Here is a 12,790-nt window from a genome sequence, read left to right as displayed (position 1 = left end):
TAACAAGATATAAGCCATTTTTGCGGTAATTTACGTGCTGTTTATCGTGGTTTGTGGCATCTAGCCAAAAACGCTTCCGGTTGTTTTCAGCTTTGCCGGAATGCTCGAAAGATTTGGAGTTCAAATGGCACGCCGTTATTTCGGAACCGATGGTATCCGCGGACAATCGAACGTCTTCCCCATGACACCGGATCTGGCGATGCGTGTGGGCATTGCGGTCGGCACGATCTTCCGCCGTGGCCATCATCGCCATCGCGTCGTCATCGGCAAGGATACGCGCCTTTCGGGCTATATGCTGGAAAACGCGCTGGTTGCCGGTTTCACCGCAGCCGGCCTCGATGTTTTCCTGCTCGGACCTATTCCGACGCCTGCCGTCGCCATGCTGACCCGGTCGTTGCGTGCTGATATCGGCGTGATGATCTCGGCGTCGCATAATCCCTTCTCTGACAATGGCATCAAGCTGTTCGGACCGGACGGATACAAGCTTTCCGACGAGCTGGAGCTGGAGATCGAAGATCTTCTCGACAAGGATATTTACGCGCAGCTGGCAAAGCCCAGCGAGATCGGCCGCGCCAAGCGCGTGGATGGCGACATCTACCGCTATATCGAATTCGTGAAACGCACTTTGCCGCGCGACGTGACGCTGAGCGGCCTGCGGATCGCCATCGACTGTGCCAATGGCGCGGCTTACAAGGTGGCTCCCGCAGCCCTCTGGGAACTGGGTGCCGAAGTCGTCACCATCGGCAACGAGCCGAACGGCGTCAATATCAATCTCGAATGCGGCTCCACCCACCCGGAAGCCCTGCAGAAAAAGGTGCATGAAGTGCGCGCCGATATCGGCATTGCGCTCGATGGCGATGCCGACCGCGTCATCATTGTTGACGAACGCGGTGAGATCGTTGATGGCGACCAGCTCATGGCGACGATCGCTGACAGCTGGGCGGCCGACAACATGCTGCGCGGCGGCGGCATTGTCGCCACCGTGATGTCCAATCTCGGCCTGGAACGTTTTCTTGGCGATCAGGGCCTCACCCTTGCCCGCACGAAGGTCGGTGACCGTTATGTCGTCGAACATATGCGCAACCACAATTTCAACGTCGGCGGTGAGCAGTCCGGCCATATCGTATTGTCGGATTATGGCACGACCGGTGATGGTCTCGTCGCGGCATTGCAGGTTCTCGCCAAGGTCAAGCGTTCGGGCCGTACGGTCAGTGAGGTTTGCCGCAAGTTCGAGCCGGTGCCGCAGCTTTTGAAGAATGTGCGTATTTCCGGTGGCAAGCCGCTGGAAAACCCGATCGTGCTGCAGGCAATTGCGGATGCGGAAAGTGCGCTGGCCGATAATGGCCGCCTCGTCATCCGGCCCTCCGGCACCGAGCCGCTGATCCGCGTCATGGCGGAGGGCGACGACAGCGCTAAGGTGGAGAAGATCGTCAATGATCTGGTCGGCGTTATCTCCAGCGCCCGCTCGGCCGCGTGAGTTATCGCGACAGTAACGCAAGACAAAAGCCGGCCTTCCAGCCGGCTTTTTCTTTGAGTGTTTGCTAATAAATATAGTGAATGATCGTGGTTAATCGGGACTTAACCATTTTACGCCACTCTCCAGAACTGAACAGTTCACTGGCAGCTGCCGCAACGCACGTGCCTCTTCTGGAGTGGAAGTCATGAAAAACGCCCTGGCCGGATTTCTGGCCGTTCTGCTGACCGGCACAAGCGCCGTCGGCGCCGACCTATATCAAGCCGAACCAGCACCCGCCTATGTCGATGCCCCTGAAGTCGCGATCACCCAGTCGAGCGGCTGGTATCTGCGCGGCGACGTCGGCTATTCCTTCAACAAACTGCGCGGCGCCAATTATTATCAGGGCGGACCGGGCGGCTATCTGCAGGATTTTGATACGGCTGATATCAAGGACAGTTATGTCATTGGCGCCGGTGTCGGTTATCAGTTCAACAACTATTTCCGCAGCGACGTGACCTTCGACTATATGGGAAAATCGGATTTCCGCGGTTCCACGAGCGGTTTCTGCGGCTCCGTTCCCGGTCGCTGTGTTTCGGCCGATCTGAGCTCGCTGAGAGCCTATACGCTGATGGCCAACGCCTATGTCGATCTCGGCACCTATGGCCGCGTCACCCCTTATGTCGGCGGTGGTATTGGTGGCTCGTACGTCAAGTGGGATAAGCTGCGCAACACATCGTGCAGCGTTAATGGCCTCGGCTGCGACCCAACCACCGAGCACGGCGGCAAGGGCAAGTGGCGCTTCGCTTACGCCCTGATGGCAGGTGCGTCTATCGACGTGACCTGTAACCTGAAGGCCGATATCGGCTACCGTTTCCGTCACATCAACAAGGGCGACATGTTCGGTTATGAGAACGGTGGCGGCCCCGGCCGCGACAAGGGTCTCTATTCGCATGAAGTGCGCGTCGGTGGCCGTTATGTCTTCAACGGTTGCGATACGGCGCAATACATGCCGCCTGCCGATATTCCGCTGCAGCCTGCCGTTTATAAATAAACGTCACGCCAGACTGGTAGTTTCAAACCGTCCGCATCCTTCGGGTGCGGGCGGTTTTGTTTTGGCGGCAGCTGACACGGTGCGTGACGCATATGGACTAAAATTCCCATGCGCAGCGACATATTCCGCTTGACTGAGACCGACGACAGGAATAGCAACGACGGCAGGACACCTCTCCCTAACGAGAGGCGCCTATCTGAAAGGGTAGTCAAATGACAGATATAGTGAAGCCGGACCTCCGTCCGGGCAATGCGCATTTTTCTTCTGGTCCCTGCTCGAAGCGTCCCGGTTGGTCGCTAGATGCTCTCTCCGATGCACCGCTCGGTCGCTCGCATCGCGCCAAGGTTGGCAAAGCCAAGCTGAAGCAGGCCATCGATCTCACCCGTGAAATTCTGAATGTTCCCGCCGATTATCGCATCGGCATCGTTCCCGCATCCGACACCGGCGCCGTTGAAATGGCGCTCTGGTCGCTGCTCGGTGAACGCGGCGTCGATATGCTCGCCTGGGAAAGCTTCGGCGCCGGCTGGGTCACCGACGTCGTCAAGCAGCTGAAGCTGAAGGACGTTCGCAAGTTCGAGGCCGATTATGGCCTGCTGCCGAACCTTGCTGAAGTCGATTTCGACCGTGACGTGGTTTTCACCTGGAACGGCACGACATCCGGCGTTCGCGTTGCCAATGCCGATTTCATTCCTGACGACCGTAAGGGTCTGACGATCTGCGACGCCACCTCGGCGGCCTTTGCGCAGGACATGGACTTTACGAAACTCGACGTCGTGACTTTCTCCTGGCAGAAGGTTCTGGGCGGTGAGGGCGGCCATGGCGTTATCATTCTGTCGCCCCGCGCTGTCGAGCGTCTGCTGAGCTATTCGCCGGCATGGCCGCTGCCGAAAATCTTCCGCATGGTCTCCGGCGGCAAGCTGATCGAAGGCATCTTCACCGGCGAAACGATCAATACGCCCTCCATGCTCTGCGTTGAGGACTATATCGACGCGCTGCTGTGGGCGAAGAACCTAGGTGGGCTGAAGGTGCTGATCGGCCGTGCCGATGCCAATGCCAAGGTCATCTACGACTTCATCGAGAAGAATGACTGGATCGCCAACCTGGCCGTCAAGCCGGAAACCCGCTCCAACACCTCCGTCTGCCTGAAGATCGTCGATCCCGAGGTACAGGCGCTGGATGCGGCCGCACAGGCCGATTTCGCCAAGGGCATCGTCGCCCTGCTCGAAAAGGAAAATGTCGCCCTCGATATCGGCGCTTACCGTGACGCACCGTCCGGTCTGCGCATCTGGGCCGGCGCCACCATCGAGACGGCGGATATGCAAGCTGTCATGCCCTGGCTCGCCTGGGCCTACCAGACGCAGAAGGCAGCACTTTCCAAGGCTGCCGCCTGATTTTGATATCGGCCCTGCGCAGATGCAGGGCCGCGCATTCTCCATTCGCACATCTCAATCGTTTCCTCCAAGGAGCCCGTGAACCATGGCACCTCGCGTACTTGTATCCGACGAACTGTCGGAAACCGCCGTCCAGATTTTCCGTGATCGTGGCGTCGAAGTTGATTTCCAGCCGAAGCTCGGCAAGGACAAGGACAAGCTTGCCGAAATCATCGGCAATTACGATGGTCTCGCCATCCGTTCCGCCACCAAGGCGACCGAGAAGCTGATCGAAGCGGCGACCAACCTCAAGGTCATCGGTCGCGCCGGCATCGGTGTGGACAATGTTGATATTCCGGCCGCCTCGCGCCGTGGTATCATCGTCATGAACACGCCGTTCGGCAACTCCATCACCACTGCCGAACATGCCATCGCACTGATGTTCGCCGTCGCGCGCCAGCTCCCGGCCGCCGATAGCTCCACGCAGGCTGGCAAGTGGGAAAAGTCGAAGTTCATGGGTGTCGAAATCACCGGCAAGACGCTCGGCGTCATCGGTGCCGGCAATATCGGCGGCATCGTCTGCTCGCGGGCACTGGGCTTGAAGATGCATGTTCTGGCCTATGACCCCTTCCTGTCGCCGGAGCGTGCGCAGGAAATGGGCGTGACCAAGGTTGAACTCGACGAGCTGTTGGCCCAGGCTGATTTCATTACCCTGCATGTGCCTATGACCGACAAGACGCGCGGCATCCTCAATGCTGAAAACCTTGCCAAGACCAAGAAGGGCGTGCGTATCGTCAACTGCGCCCGTGGCGGTCTGGTGGATGAAGCGGCCCTTGCCGAAGCCATCAAGTCCGGCCATGTCGCCGGCGCCGGTTTCGACGTGTTCGAAGTCGAACCAGCCACCGAAAGCCCGCTTTTCGGCCTGCCAAACGTCGTCTGCACGCCGCATCTCGGTGCGTCGACCACGGAAGCACAGGAAAATGTCGCGCTTCAGGTTGCCGAGCAGATGTCGGACTACCTCGTCAAGGGTGCAGTCTCCAACGCCATCAATATGCCGTCGATCACGGCTGAAGAAGCACCGCGCCTGAAGCCTTTCATCCGTCTGGCGGATGTTCTCGGTTCCTTCGTTGGCCAGGTGCAGGAAAGCGCCACCAAGGAAATCGAAATCCTTTATGACGGTGCCACCGCCAACATGAACACCAAGGCGCTGACCAGCGCGTTGCTGGCCGGCCTCATCCGCAGCCAGGTTTCCGACGTGAACATGGTTTCCGCTCCGGTCATGATTAAGGAAAAGGGCATCATCCTTTCCGAGGTCAAGCGCGACAAGACCGGCGTCTACGACGGCTACATCAAGCTGACGGTGAAGACGGAAAACCAGATCCGCTCGGTGGCCGGCACGGTGTTTTCGGATGGCAAGCCGCGCTTCATCCAGATCAAGAACATCAACATGGATGCCGATGTCGGATCGCACATGATCTACATCACCAACACCGACGTTCCCGGCATGATCGGCTTCATGGGCACCACGCTCGGCGAAGCTGGCGTCAACATCGCCAACTTCCAGCTCGGCCGTGAAAAGGAAGCCGGTGACGCCATCGCGCTGCTTTACGTCGATGGTCCGGTTTCCGAAACCGTACTGGACAAGCTGCGCGCCAACCCGGCGATCCGCCAGGTCAAGCCGCTGACTTTCAACGTCGATTGATACACTTATCGTTCCTCCCAAGGGGACAATAAGGCCCGGTGCAGGGGAGACCCTGTGCCGGGTTTTTCGGTTTTCTAGCCACTGGTTTTACGGCAATACGCGGCTGTCTCGCGTTTTGGTTGCATATCACGAAAAATTTAAGCCGAGTGGTCTAAAAATGATGATCATGAGTTGCTATATCGGCTGCTGACATGCCGCTCATGGGAGGGCGGCCAACAGGAGAGAGTGATGTTTGCTGCCTTTCGGCGCTTCAAGGGTTTGTTCGCAGTCGCCGCACTTGGTATCGCGGTGTCTTTCGTGGCGGTTGATATGGCAGAGGCACGCCGTGCCGGTGGTGGCTTTGGCAGCCGTGGTACGCGGACATACTCCGCACCGCCTTCGACCAGCACTGCGCCGGGCCAGACAGCACCGATCAACCGCAGCATGACGCCCAATACCAACCAGGCAACGCCGGGTGCCGCACAGCCGGCCCGTCCGGGCGCGCAGGCGGCCCCGCAGCAGAGCCGTGGCCTTTTCGGCGGCATGATGGGTGGTTTGATGGGCGGCCTGTTGATGGGCGGCCTATTCGGCATGCTGATGGGCGGCGGTTTTGGCGGCATGGCCGGTTTCTTCGGCATGTTGTTGCAGGGGCTGCTTATCGGCGGTCTCATCATGCTCGCCATGCGTTTCTTCGCATCGCGCCGTCAGGGCCAGCCCGCTTATGGTGCAGCCGGCGGCTCGCAGCGCACGGATCACTCGGGCTCTTCCTTTAATGGTGGTTCACAGGCAGGTCCGTCCGCGTCCTCGTTCAAAATCCCGAAGATCGGCGCGCTTGCCGGTGCTGCGGGCGGCGCGGCGGCAGTCACTGCCGCAACGGCGAAGCCGGTAGCGCATGAGAACGCTGTTTCCGAAGGCGACGAGATCGGCATCACCCCAGGCGACCTCGAAACCTTCCAGAAAATGCTGCAGGACGTTCAGTCCGCTTATGGCGCCGAGGATTACGGTGCGCTGCGCAAGCTGACGACGCCGGAAGCTATGTCCTACCTTGCCGAGGAACTGAGCGATAACGCCACGAGCGGTGTGAAGAACGACGTCCGTGACGTGACGCTGCTGCAGGGTGATGTTGCCGAAGCATGGCACGAAGAGGGCCAGGACTACGCGACGGTGGCCATGCGTTATTCCGCCATCGACATCATGCGCGATCGCACCTCGGGCAAGGTTATTGAGGGTGACGAGCACAAGCCTTCCGAAGCGGTGGAAATGTGGACCTTCGTGCGCCGTGGCGGCAACGACAACTGGCAGGTCGCCGCTATTCAGGCCGCTGCATGAGGCGACACATAGTCTTTTTGTGAATGAAAAAGCCCGGAGGTTTTACAAACCTTCGGGCTTTTCTTTGTCGTGATTCGGCCCGCTGGCCTCATTACGCTGCATGGCTTTTCCAGCGATGCGCGAGCCAAGGCAACTCTCCAGAAAAATGCCTGATAAATCTAACGGGTAATATCTGTAGTGCCGATAAGTCGAGCCGTTCGCCTTCGCCCTGCCATGCAAGGCTTTGCGCTCTTTTTGCCAAGATATCTCGCTGGCGCATAGCTTGGACGCTCCACGGAATTGCCTTTTTTTATTCATCAAGCATTCAGTCCCTGCGGCCTAACCACGGGGAACACACGCCAATGTGACTTTTCGTGCCGGTTCTAAACCGCTTTGGAAAGGGAACCACAGGCGCAAAGCCGCGTTGACAATCCGACCCCCGGCCAGCCTCCCGCAAGCCGGGCCAGGTGGCCGGGCAACGCAGGCCCCTGCGAGAACGGAGAGCTATCGAGATGAAACGCTTTGACCTGATCGACGGAATGCGTGGTTACTTCCTCGTCTTCATGCTGATCAACCATCTGGTGTTTGCCGGCGGTTTCTGGCTGGTGGAAATCAACCATCGCCAGTTTGCCTTCGTGGAAGACGCACAGGGCTTCGTGTTCCTGTCAGGCCTTTTGATCGGCATGGTCTATGCCCGCAAGATGATGAAATACGGTTATGACGCCGGCAAACAGGCGATCTGGAACCGGGCTATGGAGCTTTATCGTTATGCGATGGGCCTCGTCATCGCCGTGCTGTTCTTCCGTATGGTCATCCCGCATGCGCCCTATATCTGGTACAACTGGCTCGGTATGACCTCGTTCGACGATCCGTTACGTCTGGCGGCGATTGCGGCTTTCCTGTTCCAGCCGACATTCATGGATATTTTGCCGCAATATATCGTCTACATGCTGTTTGCGCCGATCCTTATCAAGCTCTGCCTCGACGGCAAGTGGGCCTATGTTCTCGCCGGCTCAATGCTGGTGTGGATGGCCGGTCAGCTCGGGCTCCAGCAGATTGTCACTGCGCCGCTTAACGAACTCGTCAAGGGCGCCGACGAACAGGGCATCCGCGTCAGCTTCAATCTGCTCGGCTGGCAGCTGGTGTTTTATTCGGCGCTCGTGCTTGGAGCGATGACAGCGCAAAACCGCATTCCGTGGAAGGCTATCTTCTCGCCTGAGAGAACCTGGCTTCCCAAGGCTGCACTCATCGCCTGCCTGTTCTTCATGCCGCTGCGCATCGCGACAGCCTGGGGCTTGATGCCGGAATTCATGATGGGCAAGTTTTCCACCATGGAAATCCGCGCCGATTTCGGCCCCGTCTATCTCATCAACTTTCTTGCCGTTGGCATTGGCCTGACATGGCTGGTGATCGCCGGTCCGAGGCACCATCGCCCGCTTGTGCGCTCCATTGCCGAAGGCGTCATCTGGGTGCTGTCGCTGAAGTTCCTTCAGCTACTCGGCCGCCATTCGCTGCAGGTTTACGTCTGGCATGTGGCGATCGTCTACGGCGTCTATTATCTGGATGGCCGTACGGTGGAACTGTCGCAGTTGAACAAGACGCTGATCGCCCTGACGGCTATTGGGCTGCTGGCCCTGCCGGCCCTGTGGCGGGAGCGCGACAAGTGGACTGGCAACAGCGGCCAGAAGGCTGCCGGCGCCTAAACGCTTCGGCGCTATTCATGTTTGGTATGTCTTTACGGGGCGGTTTTCCGCCCCGTACTTGCGTGCGCGGCCTTTCTTTTCTATATGCAGCCCTTAAATCCGCAGGATGACGAGGCATGACAGTCCGGTTTTTTCCGGCTGATGCCCACGTGGCGGATGACCGACAGGCGGCGGGGCCTTTACCCCCGTTATGACTGACGATGGGAAAAAACGTGAATACGCTCGATTTTGACAAGAGGCCGGAAGATACCCGGATCGTTGTCGCCATGTCCGGTGGCGTCGATTCTTCTGTTGTGGCAGGTATCCTCAAGCGCGAGGGCTATGATGTTCTCGGCATTACGCTCCAGCTCTATGACCACGGTGCTGCGGTGCACCGCGCCGGCTCCTGTTGCGCCGGACAGGATATCGACGATGCGCGCAGGGTCTGCGAAACGCTCGGTATTCCCCACTATGTGCTGGATTATGAGGCGAGGTTCCGCGAAACCGTCATCAATCCCTTCGCCGAAGCCTATGCGATGGGTGAAACGCCGATCCCCTGCGTGGCCTGCAACCAGACGGTAAAATTCGCCGATCTGTTGGCCACCGCGCAAGAACTGGGCGCCGATGCGCTGGCGACCGGACATTATATCCGTTCACGCCCCAATCCGGTCTCCGGCCAGTCGGGACACCGCGCGCTCTATCGTCCCATCGACAGTGACCGCGACCAGAGCTGGTTCCTGTTCGCGACGACGCAGGAGCAGATCGATTATCTGCGGTTTCCGCTCGGCGGTCTCTCCAAGGCCGAAACGCGGGCGCTGGCGGAAGATATGGGGCTCGTCGTCGCCAAGAAGGCCGACAGCCAGGACATCTGTTTTGTGCCGCAGGGCAAATATACCGATATCATCAACAAGCTGAAGCCGAATGCGGCTTTGGTCGGGGATATCGTGCATCTGGACGGCCGTGTACTGGGCCGTCACGACGGCATCGTGCATTATACGATCGGACAGCGCCGCGGCATCGGCGTCGCCACAGGAGAGCCGCTCTACGTCGTGCATCTCGATGCGCGGGGCCGTCGGGTCATTGTTGGCCCGCGTGAAGCGCTGGAAACCCGCCGTGTCTATCTGCGTGACATGAACTGGCTGGGAGATGGCGCATTGGCGGACGATGCCGGGCAGGGCTTTGCCTGTTTCGCCAAGGTGCGCTCCACCCGCCCGCCAATGGAAGCAGTGCTGCACGCAGATGAAAACGGCATCTATGTGGATCTGATGACCGGCGAGGCCGGCGTCGCCCCCGGCCAGGCCTGCGTGCTCTATTCCGCGCCGGGCGCGGATGCCCGCGTTTACGGCGGCGGTTTCATCGAACGTTCGGAACGCTCGGTGGAAGCCGAGGCCTCGCTTAAGGCGCTTTTGGAAAAGCCGGTTGCGGCCTGAAACAGTTCACTTTTTGCCGCGAGGCGGAAAGCGAATTTTTTGCGCATCTTGCGCTTGACACTTTGGGGAGCGGCACCTTATAAGCCGCTCATCCTGATGGAGCGGCCGGTCACATGACTGTCACGTTTCCCCTGTGGCGGGGTAGCTCAGGTGGTTAGAGCAGCGGAATCATAATCCGCGTGTCGGGGGTTCAAGTCCCTCTCCCGCTACCATTTTTAGAAATTTAAAAAAGTAGATTTTGGTTTATATTCTGGACAATAAATATTGCCGGTCTGTGATAAGTGTTAATTTGTTCGTCCGATCGACTACCAGTGGTTCACTACAAGAAGATCCGATATGCGCACAGTAGTCACTGGATCAATCAACTGCTCGGAATGCGGAGACATTGTTCGTTTTGAGCGTCCGGCTCCGACATTACCAGGGCAGGACTGGGTTAGCGAAATTGAAGCATCAACAACGCTGAATGAAAAATGTAAAGCTTGCGGAGCAGTGACGACTATTGAGGTGTCTGGGCACCTGTCTTCATTCTTTGCAAAAATATTGCCGGATGGCCACAAAGTGGCGATCGCGAATGAGGTCCAATATCCCATTTACTTCGATCCTAATAACGGAGGATTGGAGGCATTTTATCACGCTCAAGCTAGCTTGGAAGAAGTCATAAAATGGCTTTCTCACAAGCCCAATCCTATGCTTCACCGTATGTATTTGATGCAAGCATTCTCAAATTTTGAGGCTTTGTTATCTGACAGCTTACATAGCTTTGTAAGCCGTGATTCGGCGGCGAGACTTGCAATGGTCGAACGTCTGGATGGTCTTAAGGACACAAAATTTTCTCTCGCCCAGATCGAAAAATCCCCAGCGATAGTTATGGAAAAGATCGAAAAATTTATAGAAACGGTATCTTTCCATAACTTTGTTTTCGTGCAGTCCATTTTTCTAACCGCATTAAAAGTTGATATCTTTCCGGACACTGACGAGGATAGGAAGTTCTTACTTAGTATGCAGCAGATTCGTCATGATTGCGTACATAGGAACGGAATCACTCAAAAGGGAAGGTCAGTAGAGGACCCACTGCCACACCTTCCAAGGCTCTTCCAAATTTTTTCCGATATGGGTAATCGTGTCCAAAGAAGGATACACGACAAATATCCGCCTCAGGTCGCCTAATTTGATTATCTACCTGACTATAGGATTACAATAGGAAGGGCGGTCGCCAAAAAAAGGGAAACCCGCCTGCTGCCAAAAGCAACCAGCGGGTCTCGACCTCTACCCCCTCCCACAAGGGCGGCTGCACAAAAGCACATCGAATGAATTATGGCAAGATCATGGCGACCATATTGTTGCCGTGGACGGCTCCGTTCGCCAATTTAGTGGCGGATGGCAGAGCGTTACCAGTTCCGTGTGCCGCTGGTAAGGCGCCCGATAGGAGACGATGTTCTCGGAGCAGCGCATTTCCGCATGATTCGAATAGGTGTTCGCAGTCGCGCGCGGTTCGTGGTGGGTTCTGTGCCGCGGAGGCTGATCCTGACCATAAATGATCATGTCTGCGGCGAAGGAAGCGGCCGGCATAGTCACGGCGGCGAATGCTGCAATCAAAAGAGTTTTCGAAATTGCGGACATGGGTGTTCCCCCGGTGTTGATCAACACAGGGAAACGCCCCGTGTGTGGGCGATGTTCCGGACGGGCGGATTTATTTTTTGGCGACAGGCGCCCTTAAAAAAATGCCCGCTCATGGCGGGCAATTCATAGGGGAACTGAGGTTAGGAGCCTCGAATCTGAAACGGCCATTTCTGCCGGAGGTTCCATCCGCTCGATAATTTCACAAATGTTCTGACAAGGGAGGATGACGAACTCTTGAGCGCCGAACCGCATAACTCAGCCGGTCTGAATTCAGTATTCAGTCGTAGATTCTATCTTTTGGAAAATTTGGAGCGGGCGAAGGGATTTGAACCCTCGACCCCAACCTTGGCAAGGTTGTGCTCTACCCCTGAGCTACACCCGCTCAAATCCACCGGTCCGGGGTAGTCGCTGAACCGTGGGTCACCACGTTGCGGCGACGGGCGCTATATCGCTCAATCGATTTTGGAATGCAACAGGGAAATGACAAAAACGCGAAAATTTCTTTGAAAAATGCGACAAGCGACGGAAATGATTGGCGGTTTTTCATCTCTGCGTTTTTTCCTGTGTTGCCAAGCGCCGGTTGCCCCCTTAATCAGGAATGCAGTGATATCGAAATCGGCAGAGGCGGGCGGCGGAATATGGCGGAGAATTCTCCCAGGATGGCAACGGAGCTTTTCCAGTTTCTGGATGGGCTCGGCATTTCTCATGCCACGAAACAGCACGAACCGGTGTTTACTGTTGCAGAATCCCAGTCGCTGCGCGATCTCATTCCCGGCGGTCACACGAAAAACCTTTTCGTGAAGGACAAGAAGGATCAATATTTTGTTCTGACTGTCGAAGAAAATGCCGTCGTCGATCTCAAAAGCGTTCACAAGACGATAGGGGCTGCAAGCCGCGTGTCCTTTGGCAGACCGGAAAAAATGCTCGAATATCTGGGCGTCGTGCCGGGATCGGTAACGGTATTTGGGGCGATCAACGACACTGGCAGGCAGGTCACCTTCGTGCTCGACAGTGATCTTCTGGAAAACGAGCAGGTCAATGGCCATCCGCTTTCCAACGACCAGACGACGACGATCGCGTCGAAGGATCTTATCCGCTTTCTTGAGGCGACCGGACATACGCCGCTTGTCTTGAAAGTCAGCGAGTGAGATACGATCTTTGCTTCAACTGAGACAGATGACAGAAATTGCGG

General features: G+C 57.1%; 10 protein-coding genes and 2 tRNA genes. 10 read left to right on the top strand and 2 right to left on the bottom strand.

Annotation, left to right across the window (positions count from 1 at the left end; translation table 11 throughout):
* Positions 1–124: 124 nt before the first annotated feature.
* From glmM to FCH38_RS11520, 5 genes are all read left to right on the top strand, one after another.
* Entirely contained in the window at positions 125–1,477 is a 1,353-nt protein-coding gene (glmM, locus tag FCH38_RS11540; protein ID WP_149899489.1) for a phosphoglucosamine mutase, read from the top strand.
* Between the two features lie 184 nt (positions 1,478–1,661).
* Positions 1,662–2,507, top strand: a complete 846-nt coding sequence (locus FCH38_RS11535; RefSeq protein WP_149899488.1) for an outer membrane protein — start codon at positions 1,662–1,664, stop codon at positions 2,505–2,507.
* A gap of 212 nt (positions 2,508–2,719) precedes the next feature.
* Positions 2,720–3,898, top strand: a complete 1,179-nt coding sequence (locus tag FCH38_RS11530; RefSeq protein ID WP_174373847.1) for a phosphoserine transaminase — start codon at positions 2,720–2,722, stop codon at positions 3,896–3,898.
* A gap of 85 nt (positions 3,899–3,983) precedes the next feature.
* Entirely contained in the window at positions 3,984–5,579 is a 1,596-nt protein-coding gene (serA, locus tag FCH38_RS11525; protein ID WP_149899486.1) for a phosphoglycerate dehydrogenase, read from the top strand.
* Positions 5,580–5,807: 228 nt separating this feature from the next.
* The gene (locus FCH38_RS11520; RefSeq protein ID WP_174373846.1) at positions 5,808–6,887 is read left to right on the top strand and encodes a Tim44 domain-containing protein; all 1,080 of its coding nucleotides are present in this window, start codon (positions 5,808–5,810) and stop codon (positions 6,885–6,887) included.
* Between the two features lie 42 nt (positions 6,888–6,929).
* Here FCH38_RS11520 and FCH38_RS11515 read toward each other — a convergent pair whose 3' ends face one another.
* The gene (locus FCH38_RS11515; RefSeq protein WP_174373845.1) at positions 6,930–7,187 is read right to left on the bottom strand and encodes a hypothetical protein; all 258 of its coding nucleotides are present in this window, start codon (positions 7,185–7,187) and stop codon (positions 6,930–6,932) included.
* A 191-nt stretch (positions 7,188–7,378) separates the two neighbouring features.
* Between FCH38_RS11515 and FCH38_RS11510 the strand changes: the two genes are divergently transcribed.
* From FCH38_RS11510 to FCH38_RS11495, 4 genes are all read left to right on the top strand, one after another.
* A complete protein-coding gene (locus tag FCH38_RS11510) occupies positions 7,379–8,569 on the top strand; it encodes an OpgC family protein (RefSeq protein ID WP_149899484.1) in 1,191 nt (396 codons plus the stop codon).
* Between the two features lie 212 nt (positions 8,570–8,781).
* Entirely contained in the window at positions 8,782–9,978 is a 1,197-nt protein-coding gene (gene mnmA / locus FCH38_RS11505; protein ID WP_174373844.1) for a tRNA 2-thiouridine(34) synthase MnmA, read from the top strand.
* A 135-nt stretch (positions 9,979–10,113) separates the two neighbouring features.
* Positions 10,114–10,190, top strand: a tRNA-Met gene (locus FCH38_RS11500).
* Between the two features lie 124 nt (positions 10,191–10,314).
* Positions 10,315–11,145 (top strand): hypothetical protein, encoded by an 831-nt coding sequence (locus tag FCH38_RS11495; protein ID WP_153514442.1) that lies wholly within the window; start codon positions 10,315–10,317, stop codon positions 11,143–11,145.
* Between the two features lie 760 nt (positions 11,146–11,905).
* On the opposite strand, the gene FCH38_RS11490 is transcribed toward FCH38_RS11495, so the two are convergent.
* A tRNA-Gly gene (locus tag FCH38_RS11490) sits at positions 11,906–11,980 on the bottom strand.
* Positions 11,981–12,236: 256 nt separating this feature from the next.
* Here FCH38_RS11490 and FCH38_RS11485 point away from each other — a divergent pair.
* A complete protein-coding gene (locus FCH38_RS11485; protein ID WP_174373843.1) occupies positions 12,237–12,746 on the top strand; it encodes a prolyl-tRNA synthetase associated domain-containing protein in 510 nt (169 codons plus the stop codon).
* Positions 12,747–12,790 lie beyond the last annotated feature (44 nt).

This window comes from Agrobacterium tumefaciens (assembly GCF_013337285.1).
Classification (GTDB): domain Bacteria; phylum Pseudomonadota; class Alphaproteobacteria; order Rhizobiales; family Rhizobiaceae; genus Agrobacterium; species Agrobacterium burrii.
Note: the sequence above shows the minus strand (reverse complement) of the source record. Positions and strands in the feature narration are given on the sequence as shown.